This is a genomic window from Aureisphaera galaxeae, assembly GCF_028561275.1.
Classification (GTDB): domain Bacteria; phylum Bacteroidota; class Bacteroidia; order Flavobacteriales; family Flavobacteriaceae; genus Aureisphaera; species Aureisphaera galaxeae.
Map to the genome: position 1 here is coordinate 853,193 of NZ_JAQQTF010000004.1, position 23,135 is coordinate 876,327.

Consider the following 23,135-nt stretch of genomic DNA (forward strand, 5'->3'; position numbering starts at 1 on the left):
CCATCACCATGGAAGCTTTTTTTACTGCTGAAAACTTAATTACATTACTATTGCTCATACTGTTGCAAGGGGTACTGGGGTTGGATAACCTTCTGTACATATCCATAGAGTCCAAAAGAGCTCCTTTGGATCAACAAGCCAAGGTACGCAGGCTTGGGATTGGTATGGCGATCGTACTTCGTATTGTTTTGCTGTTTGTGTTGTTGCGCCTTATCGAATTGTTCCAGGATCCGTGGTTTGAGTTCCACGATAACGGCATTTTCGAAGGATCTTTCAACCTGCACAGTATTATCATCCTCTTTGGAGGTGTTTTCATCATGTATACCGCTATGAAAGAAATATGGCATATGATGGTGATAGAGGATGAAGACGATAAACCCAAGAAACCCAAATCGGTTGGGGCGATTATCTTTTCTATTGTCCTCATGAATTTGGTGTTCTCTTTCGACTCCATTCTCGGCGCTATCGCCCTTACAGATGTATTCCTTACGATGGCTATTGCCATTGTAATTGGTGGATTACTCATGATCTGGTTGGCTGGAAAAGTAACCGAGTTCTTAAAGAAGAACCGAATGTACGAAGTACTTGGATTGTTCATTCTTTTGGTAGTAGGAATCATGTTGCTTTCGGAAGGCGGACATTTAGCGCATCTCAAGTTATTCGGAAGCGAAATTGAAGCCATGAGCAAGGCTACTTTCTATTTCGTGATTGCTGTGCTGGTGCTTATCGATATCGTGCAAAGTCGCTACCAGAAGAAGCTTAGCCAAGAGATTAACCGAGAATTCGACGATTAATGTTTTCTATTTCTTTTCCCGAAGTAACACCGAAGGTCTTAGCCATAAAGCTTTCGGCCAAAGGGGAAAAGAGTGTTCGCAGTAACCACCCTTGGATCTTTAGCGATAGCATTGACAAGGTTAATAAAGAAGGGGCTTCTGGAGACATTGCTGTCATCTTTAGTCATACCAAAAATAAACCCATTGGAGTTGGTTTGTATGACCCAAGTTCTCCCATTCGCATTAAAATGGTTCACTTTGGAAGTGGAGCTAAGTTAGATGCCTCCTTTTTCGAAAGTAAGATTAATGAAGCCTATTCCAAACGAGCATCCTTATTGAAAACAGAAACGAATAGCTATCGTTTACTATTTGGGGAAAATGATGGGTTTCCAAGCTTGATAGCCGATGTGTACGATACTGTTTTGGTGGTGAAGCTGTATTCCGCTATTTGGTTTCCCTTTTTGAAAGTCATATTAGAGTTACTCATAAAAACTTCCGAGGCAAGCTGTTGCGTATTGCGTTTAAGTAGGAACCTTCAGCAAAACAATTCCCATAACCTAGAAGATGGAATGGTGGCGTTTGGTGCGTTGGAAGACGAAGTGGTACCCTTTGTAGAACACGGAGTGAACTTTTCAGCCAATGTGATTAAAGGTCACAAAACGGGCTATTTCTTGGATCATAGAGCGAACCGAAAACGGGTAGGGGAGCTATCTGAAGGAAAAACCGTGTTGGATGTATTCAGTTATGCGGGAGGCTTTTCGGTACATGCCTTGGTGGGTGGCGCCACTGAAGTGACTAGTTTGGATATTAGCAAACAAGCGTTGGAAGTCGCTCAAGAAAATGCAAAATTGAATGATGTCTCAGGAGTTCATATCACCCTTGCAGGAGACGCCTTTGCTGAGATGAACCGCTTGGTTGAAAATAGAAAACAGTACGATATTGTAGTGGTAGATCCGCCTAGTTTTGCCAAGAGCGCCAAGGAAATCACCTTAGCCAAAAAGAAATATGCGCAATTGGCGATTTTAGGGGCACAATTGGTAGCTGTTAAGGGTTTACTGGTTTTGGCATCCTGTTCTTCACGAGTAACGGCCCCAGATTTCTTCGATATCAACGCAAAGGCGTTGGAAGCATCCGGAAGAACGTTTCGAATGGAGGATAAGACCTATCACGATGTAGATCATCCCATCGGATTTCCAGAAGGAGCTTATCTTAAGTGCGGATATTACCGTTTCAGCAATTAAACGAAGATTGAAATTAGGCCAACGAATGTAATCCCCACTAATGCTAGGACGGTGGTCATGACCGTAAAGCTTCGGAAGGTTTGTTTCTCCGTCATTCCCATATATTTACATACCATCCAGAATCCGCTATCATTCACGTGCGACAATATGGTCGCTCCAGAGGCTATGGCAATGACCAATAAAGCTGTGTCGATAGCACCTAAGGGATCCGTTTCCAATAATGAAGCTACCACACCAGCAGCCGTGATCATGGCTACGGTGGCAGATCCTTGCAGGATGCGTACGAGCGCAGCAATGATGAACGAAACTACTAAGATTCCCAGACCCAATTCCTTGAAGTAGTCGGCCATCATGGTTCCGGTACCTGTTTCAATAAGCATTTGTTTAAAAACGCCTCCAGCACCCGTGAGTAGAATGATAATTCCTGCAGGGGCTAATGATTTTCCTGTAATGGTTTGCAAGGTTTTGGCCGTGTTTCCTCTTTTAATTCCCAATACATACCACGCAATGAGATTGGCTAGGATTAAGGCGACAAAGGGATGGCCGATCATTTTGGCCCAGTTTTTCACACTTTCTGAAGCCCAAGAGGCCATATCGCTATTTAGGAATGTGTTACCCACGATTAGGAAAATCGGTAATGCAATAATGCTGAAAATCATCCAGACGGAAGGGCGTTTGCCATCTTCCTGTTCAATATCGGAAAGTAGGGCAGGTGCATCGATATGGATTTTCTTTGCTATATATCGTCCGAATATGGGTCCGCTTATTATGGCGGTAGGTATTCCGACAATAAATCCAAAAACAATTACCCATCCTAAATCTGCTTTCAATATATCGGCTACTGCCACGGGACCAGGAGTAGGTGGGATGAAGGTATGAGTTACCGCAAGTCCAGCTAATAAGGGGATTCCGTATAACAGCAAAGATTTTTTAGAGGTTCGCTGCAAGGAATAGATCATAGGAACGAGGATGATAAAGGCCACATCGAAGAACACAGGAATAGCAATAAGAAACCCAGTGAGCATGAGCGCCCAGGAAGTTCCCTTTTCTTTGAAACGACTTAGTAAGAAAGAAGCGACAGCTTCCGCACCTCCAGAATGTTCCAAGATAGCCCCGAACATGGCTCCGAGACCCACGACAACGGCCACAAAGCCCAGTGTACTGCCCATTCCTTCCTGTATGGTCACTATGATTTGATACGGATCCATGCCAGCAATGATCCCCACGATGATACTTGCAATGAGTAGGGCAATGAAGGCCTGGATTCTAAAACGTAATATAAGCAGTAGGAGGGCAGCGATGCCCACAAAGATGGCAATGAGTAAAGTACTATCCATTATTGGTCCAGTTAGTGGTGAAGGATTCGTTTTCGGGACGATCGTTTCGTCTATAGGTATGTGCTCCAAATTCATCACGCTGTGCTTGGATGATATGAGCAGAAGATTGCGCAGTGGTTATGAATGCATAATAATTGTAACTTTCTGAAATACAACTATTTAATAATCTATATTTCAATGAATAAATCAAGGTGTAAAGAAACGGCTTTTCGCTTTTCAAAATGGTTCGAAGTATGGTGCGATCATCGAGAATTGATGTATGGTTTTTGAATACATCAACAAAACTCTCCATGAGTTGGGATTTAATGATACAGCCTTCGGTCCAAATCCTCGCCAATTCCGATAGATTGATATTCCAGTTGTGGGCATCAGAGGCAGCTCGGATCACTTCGAACCCTTGATGATGATTTAGTATACGACAAGCACGATAAGTTGCCGCTAAGGCTTCGAGACTTGGTACTTCATCTATGGCGTGTCCAGGGATGGCCTTGCTAAGCTTCATCCTTTCCTCTTTTTTAGAAGAAAGGTAACGCGCGGTTACCGCAGCATTGATGGTGGGTGTGGGGATACCTAATTGAAAAGCCAATTGAGAAGTCCATGACCCCGTCCCTTTGTTCCCAGCTTTGTCTAATACTTTATCAATTAGATAGTCATCTCCTTCCTTTTTTTGAAGGATAGTGGCTGTTATACCCAGTAAGTAACTTTTGTGATCGCCTTTGTTCCACTTTATGAAAATGGCTGCGATTTCTTCATTGGAATGGGTAGGAGAGAGGATGGCATAGCAATCGGCAATGAGTTGCATTTCTGCATATTCAATTCCGTTGTGAACGGTCTTTACCAAATGCCCTGAACCATCGGGACCAATCCATGAAACACAAGGTTTCCCATCGTTGTCCTTGGCAGCAATAGCTTCTAATATAGGTTGAAACTGCAAATACGCTTCCTGTTTTCCTCCGGGCATAATACAAGGGCCATGAAGGGCGCCCTGTTCGCCGCCGGATACACCAACACCCAAGAATTCGATATCGTTTTCTTTCAATTCTTGCACGCGTCGTTGGGTATCCTTGAAATGGGAGTTACCACCATCAGCGATGATATCGCCTGAGTCCAGTAGCGGCTTAAGTTCAGAAACTACAGCATCTACGGCGGCTCCTGCAGTAACCATAAGTATAATTTTCCTGGGAGATTGCAAAGAGTTCACGAATTTAGATAGATTAGTGAAGCCTTGTGCATTATCTGAGGCATCTTTCAGGAAATTAGGTACGATATCCTTCTCGGCTTCTGTCCATCGGTTGTATGCGGAAACCGAAAAGTCTTTAGATAGCATATTCTTAGCTAGGCTTCTGCCCATAACTCCCAATCCGATTATCCCTATGTCTGATTTAAGCATATCCAAAACGTTTTATAATGGATTCAACAATTCTTCTAGGGTTGATGCGAACATCAACATGGTATCCATATTCGGGAGCTTCCAAAGCATCAAATTGGGACTGTAGCATATCTGCCTTCATGAAATGGTTTCGGTTCTTCATGCGTTCAAAAATGGTTTCAAAAGAGCCTGTAAGAAACACCCAATCGACTGTCGTGTGCGTCTCAAGTATCTTTCTGTAGGATTCCTTTAAAGCCGAGCAGGCTAAAACCCCACCTTCCTTTTTATTCCAAGAACGGATCTCTTCAGAGAGCTTCTTTAGCCAAGGATAGCGGTCCTCATCATTGAGGGGTTGGCCGCTTTTCATTTTATCAATATTGCTTTGCGGATGAAAATCATCCGCATCATAGAATGGAATTTCAAGGGCATGGGCCAATTTCTTTCCAATAGTGCTTTTACCACTACCGCTAACACCCAATACTACTATGACTTTATTTCGCTCCAAAGAAATCACTTTTTACACCAGCTACTCCTGGATTCGCAACAAAAATAGAGCCCGCTAACGGATACTGTTCTTTTTCAGCTTCGGTCATGTCCACACTAGCAGTGGTGATATAAAGAACATTTAGGTTAGGTCCTCCAAAAGCACAGGCCGTCACATTATGTGCAGGTACCTCAATCTTGGAAATAAGCGCTCCTGTTTTGGGATTGAAACGGGCTACTGCATTACCATTCCACATGCCTACCCAAAGCATGTCTTCGCTGTCTATCGCCATACCATCTGGAAAACCATCTTTGGGATCTACAGTAACCACGGCACGCTCATTGGAAATAGTGGCCGTTTCAACATCATAATCATACGCTCTAATGGTAGCTGTGGGTGTATCGATATAATACATGGTCTTGTGGTCTGATGTCCAAACAATTCCATTAGAAATGGTCACGCTATCAATCATCTTTTCAGTCTTACCTTGTTCGTCGATCTTGTATACGCTCCCTTTGGGTTCGCTTTGCTCCAGGTGCATGGAGCCCACCCAAAGATTACCATTGGGGTCGCATTTACCATCATTGAATCGATTGATGGTCAATTCTTTTTCTACATCAGAAAGTATTGCTAAGGAGCCATTTACAGTATTCAGCATATACACACCATCTTCTAGTGCTACCAAAGCCAAAGAATCGTTCTTAGGAACCACAGTTCCGATTAAAGAAGGAGTGGGGAAGGACCTATTTTTTTTGGTTTCAGGATTATATATGTGTAATTGTTTTCCTAGAATATCTACCCAATAAAATTCTTGGGTTTTGTGGTTCCAAAAAGCACCCTCACCCAATTCGGCTTTAATTTTATATTCTAATTTGGCAAGATTTGGAGTTTCCATTTCGGTTTCCACAATAGGGATTTGTGTATCTTTTTGTTTGCAGCTAAAGGATAAAGTGCAAAGTAAAATTATGGTTAATAGAAGGTTAGCTTTCATTAATTGGAATGTTAAAAATGTGATTTTTTCACAATTTTTTTCTAAAAAGTTTTAAAATTAATCGTTTAGTATTTAATTTCGAAATAAATTCTGATGAGTTATGACGAAAAGACCCAAGAAAAAAACGCATGCAGATTTCCAATCCCGCTACAGAAGATCATTCAATTTTAGACGTAGCTCTAAAAATGATAAGTTGGTACTGAATGAAAATGGCGAATTGGTGCTGGTGAAGAACGAGCAAGAGTAATACTGCCTTGTTTTATATAACAGATGTAGGTGCACTTGGTGTGCCTTTTTTTATGGAATTTTATTGGCGGGAGTAGGGAAGGGTGATCGATATATCTACTTCGTTTCGTTCTCTTTCCTTGTACACTTCAATCTCGAAATCGTGAGTGTTTATGTGGGTTGTCCCAATAAGATGATTTCCCCCGTTTGCAAATTTCCACGTCACTTCTTGAGTGATTCCCTTTATGGTTAATGTGCCTTTTACTTGGAACGATTCATTTGTGCCAGTGATCTGCTCACTTTTGAAATCGAGGGTAGGATGTTCCTTGGCATGAAAGAATTTTTTGGACCGTAAGTGTCGACTGCGCAACCAATTATTGGTATCTAAAGTCTTCGTAATCACAGATCCTGAAATGACGGAACTTTCCAAAGCATTCAGATCAATATTTCCTGTAAAAGTGAAACCCTCGATGCTTCCTTGTACATCTTCATCCAAGAAAACAAAAGAAACTTGTGCTTCGGATTCTTTGATCGAAATTGTTTGTCCGATGAGGTTGGAAGTCAGTAAGATAAAAAGGAAATAAACAAAGGTTCTCATAGTGTGATACGTCGGAATTATTCAAAAAAGCTAACATTTCTATCTCCAATGACCCATTCCAATCCGCCGAGTATATGGGTTAAAACGTACTTGTTTTTATAGGACTCCTTGGTATGCCCTAATGCGGTATAAAACACCCGTCCGCCATCGTAAATTTGAGACCATGAAATGGGATGTTGTGTTCCATGCTTTCCACCGTGATAGGTTGACTCATCTACAGTAACAAGAATGTCTAGATCGGGTTGTACGTTCTTAAAATTATACCATTCATCGAAGTGTTCGTAGACTTTCGGTATCCATCGTGTTGCTGGATGGATAAGATTATCACTGTTAAGGGTGGCTTTTTGTTGATCTGGGTGCGATTCGAAATAGGCGCCTACCATCTTGCCATACCAGGGCCAATCGTATTCGGTGTCTGTAGCTGCATGAATGCCTATGAATCCACCACCATTTCTCATATAGTGTGTAAATGCTTGTTGTTGGGATTCGTTTAAAACATCTCCCGTAGTATTCAAAAAGACAATGGCAACGTATTGTTTCAGGTTTTCATCTGTAAACTTGGTGGCGTCTTCGGTAGCATCTACAATGAAGTCGTGCTGTTGTCCTAACGATTGGAATGCTTTAATTCCATCGGGAATGGACTCATGGCGATAACCTTCGGTCTTGCTAAAAACCAGAATACGCGGTTTTTTGGTACTATCCGCACAGGAAACTTGGGTAAAACTGAAGAGGAGAACTACTAGAACAAGTATATTTTTCATTAACGATGGTGTTGCTAAACAAATGTACTAAATTTGGAAAGCGGTTTTTGGGTTTGCGAGTTCCGAGTTCAAGGTTTTCTGGTTCTGGGTTCGAATGTAGGAAGGTTGGGATGTTGAGTTGCTTAATCGTTTAGCCGTTGAATAATCAGTGAACAGTAGCAGTTGACAGTGCGACCTGTCATCCTGAGCTTGTGGAAGGATGGAATGTTCTGGGTTCAAGGTTAATGGGTTTATTTGTTTAACTGTTGAATAATCAGTGCGCAGTAGCAATGAGTAGTGGGACTCCGAGTGTTCTATGAAGCGGAGAGCATCGAAGCGAAAGAGAATGTATCGAGGAGTCATTAGTATGCAGTGCACAGTAGCAGTTAGCAGTTGCAGTGTACAGTAGCAGTTAGCAGTTAGCAGTTAGCAGTTAGCAGTTAGCAGTAAATTATAAATAAGAAATATTCAATCATAAATAATCACCCGTCAATAACAAATTAGTCAATCGTAGATCTCATGAAATACATTTTCCTTTCCCTTAGTCTTTTGATTCTTTTCAGTTGCAAATCCCCAGAGGAAAAACAACCCGTAACGTCGGATACCGGTACGGTGACCCTTAGAAATGGCGAATCCCCGGAAACTGTCGAATCGGACAATGGACCCTGTTACGGAAGCTTTGCTCACAATGTCTACATATGGCTGAAACAACCGGATAATGAAGAAGACCGGGAAGCCTTTCTTGCTTCGTTATATAAATTTTTAGATGCTTCCGAATATGTAGTTTCCAGTCATGTGGGAGCGCCAGCCCTGTCAGATCGCGATGTAGTGGATGATAGTTTCACTTTCAGTATTGTACTTACCTTTAAAAACAAAGAGGAGCAAGATCTGTATCAGGTAGAACCTGTACATGTTCAATTCGTAGAAGAGTCATCACATTTATGGAATAAGGTGGTGGTATACGATTCTGAGAATCTGAGATAATCAGACGGCGGCTTTTTTCCTTTTAATAGCGAAAAGCACTACGGTAGAAATTCCCGAACAGGCTGCGAAACCGATAAAAACCGGTAGGGTAGAAGACTCCAAAAACCTTCCGATATAAGTACTAATAGGCACTGCCATTAAGGTGGAGATAAGCCCTGTGATGGCTGCAGCAATTCCGGCAATATGGCCCACGGGTTCCATAGCCAATGCGCGCAGGTTCCCGAATAAGAATCCAATAGCGAAGAATTGAAGTCCGAAAAAGATCAATAGAACGATAATATTTGGGTTATTACCCGTATAAAATAGAGCGATATATGCGAGTGAGATGGCAAAGAAGGCCAAGAGGGAAGTGGTTACCAATTTTTCCATTCCCAGTTTCACTACCAGAATACCGTTCAAAGAAATGGCAGCTCCAATGGCAATGGCCAGTCCAGCAAATATGTAGGGAAACTCTTCCTTAAGGCCGTATTGCAAGTCGAATATTTGCTGTGAAGCACTTAGATATACCATAAAGGAACCTACGACGAAACCGGATATAATCGTATACCCCATGGTTTGACGGTGTTGAATAATTTCCTTCAATCCCAAACTAAGCCTGGAAAAAGTGAATGGAATCCTTTTTTCTACCGCCAGGGTCTCCCGCTGTCGCAACCAGAACCATATGGCGATAACGATACTAATTACGGCTTGTACGTAGAATATGGTTTCCCAGTTATAATGATCTAATATCCATTTCCCAAGGGCCGGTGCAATGATGGGCACCAATAGGAAGACAACAGTAACAAAGGACATAATGCGAGCCATATAATCCCCAGAATACAAATCCCGAATAATCGCGATACAGATGGTTCGCGGGGCGGAAAGACCAATGCCTTGAAGGATACGCCCGGCCACCATAACTTCCAAACTTTCTGCATAGACACAAACGGCACTAGCGATAAGGAATACTACAAAACCTAGATAAACAGAGGGTTTTCTCCCTACACTATCCGACATTGGGCCAAAAAGCAGGGGACCGATTCCAAGCCCCAAAAAGATCATGATGATGAGCAATTGGTTATCGACCGTTTGTTGGGTGCCAATAGCAATTCCGATGACATCCAAAGCAGGAAGTAATGCATCTACTGCGAGTGCTACGACCGACATCAGCGAGGCCATTAGGGCGACAAATTCTATTTGGGAATGTTTTTTCAAGAATCTCCACAAAGGTAAATGAACTTTGGGCAACAGGCATGTGATTATGATTATCTTTAACAACAAATTGAGAGGTATGAAGATAAGGGCCACAGTATCATTAATATTGCTTTCCATCGTGTGCCATGCACAAATTGAATTGGATGATTTCAATTGGGTACATCATTACGGACAAGAAGGTTTCGAGGGCTTTACAGATGTGACTTCCGATATTTTCGGAAATATTTATACCGTGGGTTATTTCACAGATACGATGGATGCCGACCCAGATCCTACTGAGGAGGTCATCCTGACTGCTGTAGGTGAACTCGATGTTTTTATTATGAAAAATGATAAGGATGGAAACTTTATTTGGGCTAAACAGGTAGGGGGAGCTTTCGAAGATCTTTCAGAAACCATTGCGACGGATGCTTCGGGTAACGTATACATAGCAGGCTATTACGAAGGAACAGCGGATTTTAATCCGGATCCGGATGTTGCATACAACCTGGCAAATGCAGATGGTTGGACCAATGGGTTTTTATTGAAATTGGATGTGAATGGAAATTTTGTATGGGTTAAAAATTTGGAAGGGGATCACAGTCAGCGATTCAATGAAATGACGGTGGATGCACAGGGCAATTTTTTGTGTACGGGGTATTTTAGGAATTCCGTAGATTTCGATTTTGGTCCTGAAGAATTCATTCTTACTGCTTTATCTTTTGACAATGCTTTTATATTAAAATTAGACTCCCAAGGTGATTTTGTTTGGGCTCAGAATATTTCTTGTGGTCAATGCGTTGGAAGCGCTATAACTACAGATGGTGATTCTAATGTAATAGCATCGGGTACTTTGGATGGGAGTGGGGACTTCGATTTTGGCCCTGAAGAATTTATTTTGGCCTCTACAGGAGGAACGCGGGATGTTTTTATTACGAAGTTAACATCCGACGGTGATTTTATCACCGCGGGTATCACTGGTGGAATCAATAGCGCTAGTATTCCCGAGGTAAAGGCAATAAAGACCGATAGCAACAATAACATATACATTACTGGACATTTTGCGGGAGAAGTTGATTTTGATATGGATCCTGATCCAGCTTCTACCGTATATCATGACGCAACCGGTATTTTTAGCATTCATTTATCAAAACATTCGCCGACTTTACAACATCAATGGTCCTTTCCTTTAGGAGCTGGATTTAGTTTTGGAAGAGACTTGGAAATTGACGAAAATGACCTTATTTACATAACTGGTAAGGTAAGTACGAATACAGACTGGGATCCCGATCCTGTGGGCATTTATACCACATTGTATTCTGACAATGACGATGGTTATATAGTGGCATACAATGCTGATGGAACTATAAACAGTGGAATAGGCATACGAGGTGGAGGAGACCAAGAGGGAAGGGGAATACATTTTGATCATGGCGGTAATCTGATACAGGCTGGCTTTTTCGAGTTTAATCTGGAGGTTTTCAATCAATTCGATATTTCTATTGTAGAAGCTTTTAGCTCGAATGCGGATATCATTAAGTTTTTCAACAACCCCATTCCCAATCCAGATAATTTTCCGCCCGTAGCCCAGGATGATACTGCAACTGTAGATCAAGGTGATAGTGTGGATATTACTGTGCTACAGAATGATAGCGATAGTGATGGTGCGCTGGATGAAAATTCTATTGAAATTGTATCCCAACCTATACATGGTACTTTATCAGTATCGAGTGGTTCCATCACCTATACCCATGACGGAAGCAGCACAACTAGCGACAGTTTTAGCTATACGGTCATGGATAACGAAGGAGCGAGCTCCAATGTAGCAACGGTTTCTGTTACCATCATGCCCGTGAATCAGTTGCCCCAGGCCAATGACGATGCTTTTGAAGTGAATCAAGGAGAGAGTATCACCTTCAATATTCTGGCAAACGATACTGATCCTGATGGGAGTCTGGATACTGATTCTATTACCATTACACAATCCACGGTGAATGGTTCGGTTACTATTTTAACTGGTGGGAATATCACATATACCCATGATGATAGCGATACGACTACCGATAGCTTTCGGTACACGGTTCAGGATGATGAAGGCGGGGTGTCCAATGAAGCAGAGGTAAGCATTACCATTATTCCAACCTTGAATGTGGCTGACGAAATTGTCACTCCTACTAATCTATATGTGTATCCTAATCCAACATCAGGCACATTTAGTGTGGTAAATACTTCAGATAAAACGGTACTGCAAATTGTACTTTATGATGTACTTGGAAGAAAGCAGAACCCAATTGATTTCAATCGAAACGAAGACGTTATACAAGTAGACGTGCAACAACTTCCCAATGGGGTCTACTTTGTTGAATTCATTTTAGATACCAGTATTGCGAAACGTACATTGGTGAAACGGTAGGTGTGAGGAGTGAAGGATGAAGAGTGAAGGGTGAAGGGTGAAAGGTGAAAGGTGAAGAGAAGAGATTCTACTCCACAGTTAAACGATTCAACCCAACACTTTGATTCCATTGTCTACCGACTATCGCCTACCGATCAAAATAGGAATAATCACCTAAGAAAAAGAAGGAAAATCCTGTGGATCAGTGGTGTAAATAATCGTAATTTTCGGGTCTAAACCCCATTAATCCAATAATTATGAGCACATCTGAAGAAACAAAATCGAAAAGTTTTCCTTACAAAACCCTAATCTGGGCGTTATTGGCTTTGGTAGCCATGTTCCTATTTAAGACCGAGTTTAAAGAATTATTGAGCAAAGCCAATGAAGTTTCCTTGTTCGGTATCGAACTAAAAGTAGGAGAGGAGCAGGCCGAAGAATTGGAGCAAGCGATTGCAAAGTACAAGGATGAAATCATGGCTTTCGATTCTCAAATGGCCGAACAACAAGACCATATTAGAAAGTTGGAACGACTTAAACAGGGCTTGGAAAAGGATTTGGCCAATTGCCCAAGAGCTTCGGAGAAAGCGTTGATGTTGGATGAGGAATTTAAAATTGTTCTCGACGGAAACAAAGAACTGCAGAAACAGTCAGACGTGATCCGTAACTGGAAGATTTGGAAACGTGTCGACCCTGATGCGGATAAACGAAACAACGAGTAACCTAACTCATAGAATTTTATAGAGAGAGGACCTTTCTTCGGCATACCTCTGGATTATTGATTATGAATATGTAATGGATACCTATCCGTTAGCGATACAATGCTTTGGCAGAATAACGACGGCAATGTATTTACGGGAACCAAGAATTTATAAACCATGGGAATGCATTGCAATGAAACTCTTTGCAAATATCATTGTATTCACAGGGGTTTTAATCAAAAACATAGTTGTGCTGATTTGAAAGCATAAGGAATCAATACTCCACTAAACAGTTAATAATCAATAGGTCTGTCTTTATAAAGCGGGCCTGTTGATCTTTCCATTTTATATTGGGCGTATGTAATATTGTACTGTCGACGTTTTTTAAAATCTAACATTAACCAAAAAAAAATTACCAATGAAAAAGCTATACTTTCTTTTGTTTTTGGCGTCCAGTGCTGTATTGAATGCACAAATTGTAGATATACCAGATGCCAATTTTAAAAATGCACTTATTAATACAGACTGCGTAGATACCAACGGGGACGATATACCCGATAGTGATGCCGATACCAACGATGATAACGAAATACAGGTGTCGGAAGCAGAAGCGGTTATAAAACTCTATGTGGACTTTCAGAACATTGCTTCACTGGAAGGCATCGCCAGTTTCACAAACATTGAGGTCTTGTTTTGTGATTTCAATCAGTTAACCGTATTGGATGTAAGTCAGAACCCAGCACTCACGTTTTTGCTTTGTGCCTCTAATGAACTTACCAATTTAGATGTTACTCAAAATCCAAATCTGGAGCAATTGTGGTGTGCTTCCAATAACCTAACCAGTTTAGACACCTCCCAGAATCCGAACCTAACTAGGCTTTCTTGTGGTGCCAACAATATTGCCTCGTTGGACATAACACAAAATCCCGAATTGGACATTGTAACCTGTGCGGCTAATGGCATGACGAGTCTCTTAACCCAAAACCCGAACCTTACGGGATTGTATTGTTGGATGAATGAACTCGTACATCTAGATGTTTCGCAGAATCCAAACCTTTTAAATTTCTCGTGTAGGGATAACAATCTAACTGGTTTAAATCTAGCCAATGGAGCCAATGTCAATATTGTGAGCATGCTGGCTTTTGGCAATCCAAACTTAACCTGCATTCAGGTAGATGATGAAACCGCCATTTATCCCGAATGTAATACCGATGCCAATACGGGTTGGTGCATAGACGATACGGCTTTCTACAGCGAGAATTGCACCTTTGGGATCGGTAAAAAGGATGCTCTGGCCATCATCCTGTATCCAAATCCAGCTTTCAATAGGTTGTATATAAGTTCTTTAGAGCCTTTACAGGATGTCAAGGTATATAATGCCAGTGGTCGTTTGGTTATGAATGTGCGTAAAGACCAAGATGAAATAGATGTATCTGCATTGTCAGCCGGATTATACTTTGTACAAGCATTCAATGGGGCCAAGACAGTGACGACCCGTTTTGTGAAGCGCTAGGAGAGTGGTCATAGAAAGGTAGATTGAATAGGTTTTTCGAATTTTTGTAATTTGATGGAGTGAAACTCTTCAACCGTCAACGTTCAAAGTATTTGAAATCTAACCGAATTAAAAAATATCTAGCCTACGCCATAGGGGAAATCATTTTGGTGGTTATTGGCATTCTCATTGCCGTGAATATCAACAATTGGAATGAAACCCGTAAAGCCAAAGTTGATAGGAGGGAGCTGGCGCATTCCATCTTACAACAAATGGTTCAGGATTCCTTGAATATTCATAAAGTGCTTCAGGGGCAAAAGCGTACACAAGTCCTATACGATAAGATCCTTCGGGAAACAGCTCCGGAGGATCCTATTGAAGATTGTCCGCGATGTCCTCAATTGGCAATGACACAGTTTACGGTCACAAATATGAATCCGAAGGTGATTAATTTGCTGGAGCGATCGGTACTGACGGAGGATTCCATTTCGGTACGCTTATATGCTATTGATACCGATTACAAGCATTTCGACAATATCCTCGACTTACTCGAACAGACCATTGTAGACAATCTGAAACACAACATGGCCGAACTTCGTGATAAACACGAATGGTTCGCAGGTTATGTAAGCAGAAGGGAATGCAATGCCGACTGTGAAAATTATTTTACCAAGAGTGCCGATTTTCGGAATCGTGTGGCCTATGCTGAGCTGTTGAATGTATTCGCCTACAGTCAAGAACTGAATAATTTTCAAGGGAGAATCCGGGAACATATCGGTGCTTTGGAAGGAATACTTCAAGAAGCAGAGTAGGGTCTGTAGGAATAATTTTACAAGTATTTTTTAGGGTCTATCGGGATTTTTCTGTCCGAGGTTGTTTTAGTAGTAAAAGCAGCAAAGTTGTTATGCTAAATGAAACATAAAGTAAACACACCTAAAAGAGTGTGTCCCTAAAAAGAAACATTTCCCTATGAGAGCTTAACCTGTATTTGTTTAATCCCAACAAGATGTTTTGGTATTGTTGCAAGAACCATTCTGGATAGCCCCTCCAGAATGGTTTTCTGTTTTATGATCTCAAGGATAGGGGAAAACACTCCATAAAAAAGAGGGAAACAACTATTATATGTATTTGGTAATCAGCTATATTTATAGAAAATAATCTGAATATGGCGGAGCGTTGGAATGCTTCTGGTAGAATTAAAGCAAAGTTTGGGGATATTGCCTGGAACTATTCTTTTGTAGTCACATATCATCCAGACAAATGCAGAGTTACTTTCCGGCCTAAAGTACAACTAACCTTTCCTTCGAGTTTCAAACAAGCAAAAAAAGACAAATATGTCAAGGCCTGGTCTGAGGCTGTTGCCAAAGCCTTTAATAACAAATGGAAGTTGGTACCTGTAGATCCTCAGCGCTGCGAACAATGTAAAGATGGTATCGATATCCGAGTTCGGGTTAAGTTTGTAACTTCATGGACGTGGACCGATGATCAGGAAGTAACTGTACATGAAGGTGAGGATAAGGGAAGCAATATGACCAATTGGTATTTGGAGGATGGTGATTTTGGAACTACGGGCAAGATAGGAGGAGTGGTGCATGAAGTATGTCATATGCTCGGATTGGAAGATGAATATTTGAATGAAAAGCATTATCCAGGTAAAAAAGAAAGTGACTTACCACCAGACCATGCAGATGGTATTATGGACGATCCGAATAAACCTGTGTTAGATAGGCATATGGAAATAATGGCATTCAATAAAGCCAAGGTAAACGACCATTTACCCTGTCCAACATATAAATTGGCAAAACAGTAATCTAATAATCACAACATGCAAATAGCCACTTTTATAGATAGTAGAGATGCCACGGCCCAATTTACCTATGGTTTTGGACCGGATGGAAGTGTGTTTGTAGCCATAGATGATGGAAGTGGAGGTTATACATATAAAATGTTCACTATACGAAAAGTACCAATTCTAGACATCTATAGTTGGCCTATGACGTATGGTGTAGTGATGCAACCCGTGAGTCCAGGATCATCCTTGATATTTCAGACCTACGATATTTGGGAAGATCATTTAGAACAATTTCATTTCTTGGACGGACAACCTTTATTAGAGAAGCGTGCCGATGCCTTAAAAGCCATTGCTATCGCAGATGCCGATTATTTGAGACCTGCTCCAAAGTGGGTAAGCCTCTATATGGCTGACTTATTCGGACTGTAGGAGTCCATAGAGTCCATAGTACTTCCCGTTAAATAATAGTTAATTGGCTATTTGTTACTTCTAAAGCAGAATATCTTTAATGATGTTTCCTGCTAAATGATTCGCAATGAACTATTTTCTTCGATTTTCTGTCTTGATTATGGCACTTTTCATATCGTCTTCCGGGATCTGTCAATATGTTGAAAGCGAATGGGAGGATCGTGATACTTGGATGGATGTCAATTTTATTTTTGATCAGGTTGGAATTGAAAAAGGCAGCTATGTAGCAGACATTGGTTGTCATGAAGGATATTTAAGTGTGCATCTTGCCAGAAGAGTAGGGGACTCCGGTAAAATTTATGCGGTAGATGTTAGGGAAGACCGCTTGGAAACGTTACGTGAGAATCTACAAGACAGAAAGTTGCGTAATGTTGAAGTCATTCTGGGTGACTACGACGATCCTAAACTACCTCGAAATGCGTTGGATGTGGTCATCATCATGGATACCTATCATGAAATGGACGATTATAGGACCATTTTAGATCATGTCTACAGTTCGTTAAAACCCAACGGAAAGATTGTCATTGTAGAAAAACTCAAGACACGCATTATAGGAAAGTCACGGGATGCGCAAACCAATGCCCATAGTTTGGGAACTGAATATGTGACTGAAGAATTACGGGATGCCGGTTTCCGGGTTATCTACGAAAACAATGATCTGGGCGATTGGGAAAATGATACCGACAAGGTGATATGGATGCTGATAGGCAGAAAAACCTAAGTTTGCTACGTTTCAGGAATGCATCAGGGTGTAGATATTCACTTTGTTTTCTTTTCCTTTTAGCAGTACGTTGCCCATATGTTTGGCTACAAAATTGTTTTGCATACTCAACTGGTCCTTAAGGCTTTCTGAAATTAATATGGGAACTTCATAGGTATTGCATTCTGCCTGAATTCTTGCCGACGTATTGATGACATCCCCGTGAAAGGCCAATTCTTTTTTCACAACACCGACTTCGGCCACCATTAAGGTTCCACCATGCAAACCCGCCTTAAATAGGGGAGTTAGGCCATATTTTTCATTGTAATATGCAGCTTTACTTGCCAAAAAAGCAGCAAACTCAAAGTACATCTGTACGCAGTTGTTATTGGCCAGCCCTTTTGCATACGGCCAGCTTAATACCGCTTCATCGCCCACATATTGATAGATTTCTGCAGCGTATTTGGGTACAATTTCATTAAGATCGTAAAAACAGTCCTGAATGAGCTGACTGTATTTAAAATGCCCCAGCTTTTCGGCTATGGTGGTAGAAGATTGTAGATCTAGAAACATAAAGATGCGTTTCTCTTCCTGAGGTTTTTTATAACGACCTAGGAGCATTTTAAGGAAAACGCCTTTCCCGAATTTCTCATTGGCAATTTTAATGAAGGAGAATACGATAGAAACCAATAGTACATATAGCAGTGTGGACATAAAAACTTCATCTTCCCACAAAGGACCTGCGGTGTTATCCACATCGATTCCGAATCTCAATTGAATGAGGGATCGAACCAATTGAGAGACTGCGGTAATCGTAAACAGGTATAAGAATGTTTTAAAAAGAATTAAGAATCCTATTGACAATCGCTTAGAGGCATATTTCTCGAAAAAATATTCGATATGGGCAAAGAGAAACCCCATAAGGAGTCCGGAAAATGTGAACAATCTTAAAATGTGTGGCATTTGTAAAATCTCCTGAAAATCGCTGTTTACACTAACGCCTTGGAATTCTGAAAGCCCATAAAACCGGAATATGGAATACAGTACCAGTGCGATGCACCAGAACACCATGGATCGGATGACTTGCTTGCCGTATTCTTTTAATGACTTATACATTTCACCAAAATCAAATATGGCTTCAAGTTACGATTTAATTATCTAGAAGGAAATGGAGAGATTGACTCATATTCCTTTATTTCTAGTATTTCAAGATCTTTTTCACCTGCGTGGTTCCATTGTCAAAATGAATTTTAGCCAAATAGAGTCCAGCCGATAATTTACTTAGGTCAATGTTGGTTTGGTTCTCCCAGGTGCCTATAAACTGTCCTTGCGTATTACTCAAATCTATACGCATAATTCCGCTCTGGGAGTTAAAAGAAACCATGTCACGGGTAGGGTTGGGGTAAAAGGAAAGATTGATGAAGGATGCATCCTCAACACCCAAGAAATCAAGATTTCTAAACCAAGAGACCTCACCGCTTAGATACGCTGCAGTAACTACATCGGGTCGAGCGTCGCCGGTAACGTCCCTAACATCCAAGGCGCTATATTCATCTCCCCAAGCCACATTTTGAATAGGACCAAAGGTTCCATTCCCGTCTGTATTTTCATACCAACTCAGATAATATTTTTTCAAGAAGACTATGTCCAGATCCCCATCCACATCAATATCTTCGACCTTAAAGTCGACCTCTATCCAATAGTCGCCCGGTTCTGAAATGGGCCTTCTATCGGATTCAAAAGTACCATCGGCATCAAGGTGTTTCACCCAAAATAGGGAGGGAGGGGTTCCGTAAACAGTTCTTGTTGCTATTAAATCCTTAATTCCGTCGCCATCCATATCTACCATATCCCATACGTCAAGCCCCCAGATTATGGAACCTGTTAGTAATAAGGAGGGTGCGGCAAAATCCCCTTGGCCCAAATTTTCCATTACATACAGATCATCTTCACCACGGTCTACATACATTATATCCAGATCGGTATCATTGTCATAGTCGAATGTCTTAACCCTAAAAACACCAAAGGGAACCTCCCTTATAATTTGACTTTCACTAAAATTGCCCTGTCCGTCAAGGTTTTCAAAATATATCATTTCTACAGGGTTGTTATCGGATAAGCTTAGAATATCTAAATCTCCATCGCCTTCAATATCCATGGGTACCATGCGATGAAAAGCACGCACGTTATCATCTAGTTCTACGAAATCCCCCATGGTGCCTTGCCCGTCTGTATTGAGAATATATCCAATGCGATCATTGTCATAAGAGCTAACCACGAGATCTAAATCATTGTCTGCATCGAGATCTGCAGCAAAAACCTTGGATGGGGAAGGGGTACTTTCAATGTAAGAGGCCGCTGCAAAAGTTCCATTGCCATCTAAATGCTCCATATAGAATACGCTGCTGGCTTCAGATACCCCAATAATATCCTCATCTCCATCTCCATCAAGGTCTACCCAAGCTACATCCGTTGTTTCTGTGGTTTCCAGAACCAAACTTTGGGGGTCTTCGAAAGCGGTGCCATTGTTTCTATATAAGTTTATATCGGACCTCAAAACGCCGCTCGTACCGCCATCAAAAAATGTATTGACAACATCTAAAAAGCCATTGTTATCCATATCACTAATGGCAAGGTGGTATGGAGCGTTTTCCGAGTCTAGTTGATCGAAGAGTTCAGGACTACTAAAGGTGCCATTTCCATCGGTATTTATAATTTGATAGATTTGAGATGTTTCCCAGGTGGTATGAAGAATATCTAAATCGCCATCGTCATCCAAATCGTTTATTTGAAGTTCATCAATTACTGAAAACTGTGATTCTATCTCGGTGGGGGCACTAAAATTACCATTGCCGTCATTCGCTAACCAAAATAAACCTCCATCGTCAAAGCTTGAAGAAAAGTAGAAAAGATCATCAAAACCATCGCCATTAAAATCTTCGAGCCTAACGATGCGTACACGGGTATTGGAAGAAAGGATCATAGTGCCGGAGTCAAAATTTCCAGAACCATCACCCTTAAATATGCGTACACCAAAAAACCCATCATCATCAAAGGCAGTTACAATGTCTAGGTGACCGTCATAGTCGGCATCGCGAACCGCAAAGCGGGAATCGAAGTAGAAACCTTCTTCTTGTTCTATAATATCCCTAGGGGTCCAAGAAGTTCCGGTTCCGTCAGTATTTTCTAGCCATAAAAAATCATTGGGATCTTCGCCAATATCTGCTACGAGATCCATGTCGCCATCTTCATCAATGTCTGCGGCCACAATATCATTTCCCCTTGAGCTTCTAAAAACTAATTGTTGCGCATCCCCAAAAGTACCTTGTCCGTCCATATTTTCCCAGATATAAACTCTCTGGCTTTCAAAATCGGTACTAACCAAGCTGTAAACATCGAGATCATTGTCCCCGTCAAGGTCCGCAGCGCCAACGCTTTCGCCAACATGCTGTCTGTCTATGCTATGAACAGCTATAATTTGACCATTACCATGGTTTTCTAGCCATCGTATGGTACTATAACCCTCGGCGGTTATAAGATAATCTAGATCGCCATCTCCATCCATATCATAGGTTTTTATATCCCTAGGACCATCGATTAGGTAATCTGGAGATGTGAGTTGATTTTTTTCGAAGTCGGTTTGTGAAAATGTGGTAAATGGAAATAGTAGAAGTACGGCAAGCGCACACAGGAATTTAGAATGAATCATAGCGGTATTTTTTTCTCTTACGCGGATATCATCTGAGTAAGAGATGGTTGGTTTCTTTTTACTTAAAGGTAAGAAATTTTTGGATTCGTAATAGGGAAGGATACACGAGCGGCTAGAATGGAACTGTGAAATACCGAAAATCTGATATGAGCAGGGGATTGTGAAAAAGTCTATTTTACATAATGTAAATTATAGAACAATAAGTGCTTACCCAATTCCCAGTATTATGGCGACTTCTTGGGTTATACTGCGATTTCCACATACACCTCATTGTTATTCATTTTTGGGTCTCCAAAATTTGGCTCTTGGCTATCGGTCTCCACCTTTTTAATTCTCCTATTGACCAGTACTTTTCTTATTTCTTCCAACTTATTTACATCATAACCGGGAAGTAAAATAGAATTAGTGTACTTTAAAATACTTTCTATATCCTCATCATTTCTGAACATGGTATCCAATTTTGAGAACTGTTGCTCTGAAATTTTATCTGAATATGGGATCGCTAAATTCTTAAACTCATTAGGGGTTAATTCTAGAACTCCTCCTCCATAAAACCTTCCTTCCAATTCAGCTAAAACAAAGGTTAAAGAATTATAAAAGGAAAATACAATTTTCCTTATATCATATTCATCTTTAGCATTTATTCGATAAAATGAATCTGTAGCCAAAGCCTCAGATTCATTTACAAATATTTTTGGGTAGAGATGACTTCTTTTAATAAACATACCTTCAGAAGCCCATACGGAAGGAACATTATACCAGTGTTCCCGTTTTTGCATTTTATATCTTTTGTGAAGTTCCCCTTTACCATCTTCTCTTTCTTCCTCTCCCTTGTAAAAGTATTGATTTGCTATTTTACCAAATCTTTTCTTTGGTTGATTTGGGAAGTGTAAGAAGTTTACATTCTTGTTTTCATTTTTCAACTTAGCGAAATCCAAATGACAAAAAGAAACTAGATTGGGCACAACATATCCTTTAGGTAATATTGGCTTTACTATATTTTTAAGTCTATTGAGTTTGTAATTAATTAGTGTTTCATCATTTACTATAAAATAATCATTCGCAGCTGACACAATTCCAACTTGAGCAGTAGCTGAATAATATTTAATGGAACGAAATGCTTTTTGATAACCATCAATAAAATTTAACTCTTCATCCGTTAAAATATAATTTGTCCATTTATCTAATGTAGTTCGATGAATATTGCTATGCTTTTCTGTAAACCTTGGTTCTTTCAAGTCTTCTAATTCATCCACTTGATAAAAAGAAAATCCATGCTCTTTAGTATTATCGATTCCTTTAATTCCTATTAATGCAACTACATCTTGTTGGATTCCTTCAAAGATCAATTCATTGAAAGCGAAAACCTCTACTCTATCAAATTCATTAACAATTATAGCTCTTAATTCTTTTGCATATTTAACCTGTAAAACTTCAGAAGGAATAACGAAACAGAGAATACCATTCCGATTTAAACTCATTATTGCAGCTTCAACGAAGGCAATCCAAATGTTATTAACTTTTCCCTTCGAAGTTATTAGATCATTCGAATCTCTAAATTTTTCATGGACTTCATCACAACTTTTAACTTGTGCTTCTTGAAGATTCTTTCTTTTTACATAAGGTGGATTTCCAATGATTAAAGAATATTTTTTATGTTTTTCTAAAAAAAACTTTAAATAATTTTTACAATACGCTTTAGCTTGAATTTTCCCTGATCTAGGTATTAGATCCAAAGCTTTATTTAATTCCTCTTTATTTATATCCAGTAAGTCAATACTTAAATTATGATTAGAATTTAAACTAATATTATCTAATAAAGAAGAAATAAACCGGCCATCTCCAGAACTTGGCTCTAAAATAGAAATATTGGTTTCCTCTAAGTAATTTTGAGTAATATGCTTTGTCAAAAAATCAGAAAGAATTTTTGGAGTATAATATGAACCAGTATTTTTTTTGTTAGACATTA

Annotated in this window: 21 protein-coding genes; 11 read left to right on the top strand and 10 right to left on the bottom strand. The window is 40.4% G+C overall.

Annotated features, from left to right (window positions below):
- Positions 1-8: 8 nt before the first annotated feature.
- On the top strand, positions 9-794 hold the full coding sequence (locus tag POV27_RS09200; RefSeq protein WP_272862458.1) for a TerC family protein: 786 nt from the start codon (positions 9-11) through the stop codon (positions 792-794).
- Positions 794-2,014, top strand: coding sequence for a class I SAM-dependent rRNA methyltransferase (locus POV27_RS09205; protein ID WP_272862459.1), 1,221 nt, complete (start codon positions 794-796; stop codon positions 2,012-2,014). The genes POV27_RS09200 and POV27_RS09205 overlap by 1 nt, the downstream gene beginning before the upstream one ends.
- Here POV27_RS09205 and POV27_RS09210 read toward each other — a convergent pair.
- The 4 genes from POV27_RS09210 to POV27_RS09225 are packed head-to-tail and all read right to left on the bottom strand — an operon-like array spanning position 2,011 to position 6,195.
- Positions 2,011-3,351 carry a GntP family permease gene (locus tag POV27_RS09210; RefSeq protein WP_272862460.1) on the bottom strand — a complete coding sequence of 447 codons (1,341 nt, stop codon included), beginning with the start codon at positions 3,349-3,351 and terminating at the stop codon, positions 2,011-2,013. The genes POV27_RS09205 and POV27_RS09210 overlap by 4 nt on opposite strands.
- Positions 3,344-4,741 carry an NADP-dependent phosphogluconate dehydrogenase gene (gene gndA / locus POV27_RS09215; RefSeq protein WP_272862461.1) on the bottom strand — a complete coding sequence of 466 codons (1,398 nt, stop codon included), beginning with the start codon at positions 4,739-4,741 and terminating at the stop codon, positions 3,344-3,346. The genes POV27_RS09210 and gndA overlap by 8 nt, the downstream gene beginning before the upstream one ends.
- Complete coding sequence (locus POV27_RS09220; protein WP_272862462.1) at positions 4,734-5,225, bottom strand: gluconokinase; 492 nt, start codon at positions 5,223-5,225, stop codon at positions 4,734-4,736. The genes gndA and POV27_RS09220 overlap by 8 nt, the downstream gene beginning before the upstream one ends.
- The gene (locus tag POV27_RS09225) at positions 5,212-6,195 is read right to left on the bottom strand and encodes an SMP-30/gluconolactonase/LRE family protein (RefSeq protein WP_272862463.1); all 984 of its coding nucleotides are present in this window, start codon (positions 6,193-6,195) and stop codon (positions 5,212-5,214) included. Before POV27_RS09225 ends, POV27_RS09220 begins: the two co-directional genes overlap by 14 nt.
- A gap of 100 nt (positions 6,196-6,295) precedes the next feature.
- On the opposite strand from POV27_RS09225, the gene POV27_RS09230 reads away from it, so the two are divergent.
- Positions 6,296-6,442, top strand: coding sequence for a hypothetical protein (locus POV27_RS09230; protein WP_272862464.1), 147 nt, complete (start codon positions 6,296-6,298; stop codon positions 6,440-6,442).
- 60 nt (positions 6,443-6,502) lie between these two features.
- Here the strand turns inward: POV27_RS09230 and POV27_RS09235 are convergent, their stop codons facing one another.
- Together POV27_RS09235 and POV27_RS09240 are read right to left on the bottom strand one after the other, a co-directional pair.
- The gene (locus POV27_RS09235) at positions 6,503-7,018 is read right to left on the bottom strand and encodes a YceI family protein (protein ID WP_272862465.1); all 516 of its coding nucleotides are present in this window, start codon (positions 7,016-7,018) and stop codon (positions 6,503-6,505) included.
- A gap of 17 nt (positions 7,019-7,035) precedes the next feature.
- Positions 7,036-7,779 (bottom strand): ThuA domain-containing protein, encoded by a 744-nt coding sequence (locus tag POV27_RS09240; protein ID WP_272862466.1) that lies wholly within the window; start codon positions 7,777-7,779, stop codon positions 7,036-7,038.
- A 498-nt stretch (positions 7,780-8,277) separates the two neighbouring features.
- On the opposite strand from POV27_RS09240, the gene POV27_RS09245 reads away from it, so the two are divergent.
- A complete protein-coding gene (locus POV27_RS09245; protein ID WP_272862467.1) occupies positions 8,278-8,742 on the top strand; it encodes a Dabb family protein in 465 nt (154 codons plus the stop codon).
- On the opposite strand, the gene POV27_RS09250 is transcribed toward POV27_RS09245, so the two are convergent.
- Positions 8,743-9,900, bottom strand: coding sequence for a multidrug effflux MFS transporter (locus tag POV27_RS09250; protein WP_419179938.1), 1,158 nt, complete (start codon positions 9,898-9,900; stop codon positions 8,743-8,745).
- A 112-nt stretch (positions 9,901-10,012) separates the two neighbouring features.
- On the opposite strand from POV27_RS09250, the gene POV27_RS09255 reads away from it, so the two are divergent.
- From POV27_RS09255 to POV27_RS09285, 7 genes are all read left to right on the top strand, one after another.
- Positions 10,013-12,328: an Ig-like domain-containing protein gene (locus POV27_RS09255; protein ID WP_272862469.1), complete on the top strand. Its 2,316-nt coding sequence runs from the start codon at positions 10,013-10,015 to the stop codon at positions 12,326-12,328.
- 236 nt (positions 12,329-12,564) lie between these two features.
- Positions 12,565-13,026: a hypothetical protein gene (locus POV27_RS09260; protein WP_272862470.1), complete on the top strand. Its 462-nt coding sequence runs from the start codon at positions 12,565-12,567 to the stop codon at positions 13,024-13,026.
- 397 nt (positions 13,027-13,423) lie between these two features.
- Positions 13,424-14,518 carry a T9SS type A sorting domain-containing protein gene (locus POV27_RS09265; protein WP_272862471.1) on the top strand — a complete coding sequence of 365 codons (1,095 nt, stop codon included), beginning with the start codon at positions 13,424-13,426 and terminating at the stop codon, positions 14,516-14,518.
- A gap of 92 nt (positions 14,519-14,610) precedes the next feature.
- Complete coding sequence (locus POV27_RS09270) at positions 14,611-15,309, top strand: DUF6090 family protein (RefSeq protein ID WP_272862472.1); 699 nt, start codon at positions 14,611-14,613, stop codon at positions 15,307-15,309.
- 353 nt (positions 15,310-15,662) lie between these two features.
- A complete protein-coding gene (locus POV27_RS09275; protein ID WP_272862473.1) occupies positions 15,663-16,307 on the top strand; it encodes a hypothetical protein in 645 nt (214 codons plus the stop codon).
- A gap of 15 nt (positions 16,308-16,322) precedes the next feature.
- Positions 16,323-16,718: a hypothetical protein gene (locus POV27_RS09280; protein WP_272862474.1), complete on the top strand. Its 396-nt coding sequence runs from the start codon at positions 16,323-16,325 to the stop codon at positions 16,716-16,718.
- Between the two features lie 106 nt (positions 16,719-16,824).
- Positions 16,825-17,478, top strand: coding sequence for a class I SAM-dependent methyltransferase (locus POV27_RS09285; protein WP_272862475.1), 654 nt, complete (start codon positions 16,825-16,827; stop codon positions 17,476-17,478).
- 12 nt (positions 17,479-17,490) lie between these two features.
- Here POV27_RS09285 and POV27_RS09290 read toward each other — a convergent pair whose 3' ends face one another.
- The 3 genes from POV27_RS09290 to POV27_RS09300 form a co-directional block, all read right to left on the bottom strand.
- Positions 17,491-18,573, bottom strand: a complete 1,083-nt coding sequence (locus tag POV27_RS09290; protein WP_272862476.1) for an adenylate/guanylate cyclase domain-containing protein — start codon at positions 18,571-18,573, stop codon at positions 17,491-17,493.
- A gap of 82 nt (positions 18,574-18,655) precedes the next feature.
- Positions 18,656-21,166: a T9SS type A sorting domain-containing protein gene (locus tag POV27_RS09295; protein ID WP_272862477.1), complete on the bottom strand. Its 2,511-nt coding sequence runs from the start codon at positions 21,164-21,166 to the stop codon at positions 18,656-18,658.
- A 242-nt stretch (positions 21,167-21,408) separates the two neighbouring features.
- Positions 21,409-23,133, bottom strand: a complete 1,725-nt coding sequence (locus POV27_RS09300) for an Eco57I restriction-modification methylase domain-containing protein (RefSeq protein ID WP_272862478.1) — start codon at positions 23,131-23,133, stop codon at positions 21,409-21,411.
- Between the last annotated feature and the right edge of the window lie 2 nt (positions 23,134-23,135).

Bases quoted from the DNA above. Each gene is read 5' to 3' on its own strand.
- POV27_RS09200 (WP_272862458.1), top strand. From the start codon at position 9: ATGGAAGCTTTTTTTACTGCTGAAAACTTAATTACATTACTATTGCTC.
- POV27_RS09205 (WP_272862459.1), top strand. From the start codon at position 794: ATGTTTTCTATTTCTTTTCCCGAAGTAACACCGAAGGTCTTAGCCATA.
- POV27_RS09210 (WP_272862460.1), bottom strand. From the start codon at position 3,351: ATGGATAGTACTTTACTCATTGCCATCTTTGTGGGCATCGCTGCCCTC.
- gndA (WP_272862461.1), bottom strand. From the start codon at position 4,741: ATGCTTAAATCAGACATAGGGATAATCGGATTGGGAGTTATGGGCAGA.
- POV27_RS09225 (WP_272862463.1), bottom strand. From the start codon at position 6,195: ATGAAAGCTAACCTTCTATTAACCATAATTTTACTTTGCACTTTATCC.
- POV27_RS09230 (WP_272862464.1), top strand. From the start codon at position 6,296: ATGACGAAAAGACCCAAGAAAAAAACGCATGCAGATTTCCAATCCCGC.
- POV27_RS09235 (WP_272862465.1), bottom strand. From the start codon at position 7,018: ATGAGAACCTTTGTTTATTTCCTTTTTATCTTACTGACTTCCAACCTC.
- POV27_RS09240 (WP_272862466.1), bottom strand. From the start codon at position 7,779: ATGAAAAATATACTTGTTCTAGTAGTTCTCCTCTTCAGTTTTACCCAA.
- POV27_RS09245 (WP_272862467.1), top strand. From the start codon at position 8,278: ATGAAATACATTTTCCTTTCCCTTAGTCTTTTGATTCTTTTCAGTTGC.
- POV27_RS09250 (WP_419179938.1), bottom strand. From the start codon at position 9,900: ATGGCCTCGCTGATGTCGGTCGTAGCACTCGCAGTAGATGCATTACTT.
- POV27_RS09255 (WP_272862469.1), top strand. From the start codon at position 10,013: ATGAAGATAAGGGCCACAGTATCATTAATATTGCTTTCCATCGTGTGC.
- POV27_RS09260 (WP_272862470.1), top strand. From the start codon at position 12,565: ATGAGCACATCTGAAGAAACAAAATCGAAAAGTTTTCCTTACAAAACC.
- POV27_RS09265 (WP_272862471.1), top strand. From the start codon at position 13,424: ATGAAAAAGCTATACTTTCTTTTGTTTTTGGCGTCCAGTGCTGTATTG.
- POV27_RS09275 (WP_272862473.1), top strand. From the start codon at position 15,663: ATGGCGGAGCGTTGGAATGCTTCTGGTAGAATTAAAGCAAAGTTTGGG.
- POV27_RS09280 (WP_272862474.1), top strand. From the start codon at position 16,323: ATGCAAATAGCCACTTTTATAGATAGTAGAGATGCCACGGCCCAATTT.
- POV27_RS09285 (WP_272862475.1), top strand. From the start codon at position 16,825: ATGAACTATTTTCTTCGATTTTCTGTCTTGATTATGGCACTTTTCATA.
- POV27_RS09290 (WP_272862476.1), bottom strand. From the start codon at position 18,573: ATGTATAAGTCATTAAAAGAATACGGCAAGCAAGTCATCCGATCCATG.
- POV27_RS09295 (WP_272862477.1), bottom strand. From the start codon at position 21,166: ATGATTCATTCTAAATTCCTGTGTGCGCTTGCCGTACTTCTACTATTT.
- POV27_RS09300 (WP_272862478.1), bottom strand. From the start codon at position 23,133: ATGTCTAACAAAAAAAATACTGGTTCATATTATACTCCAAAAATTCTT.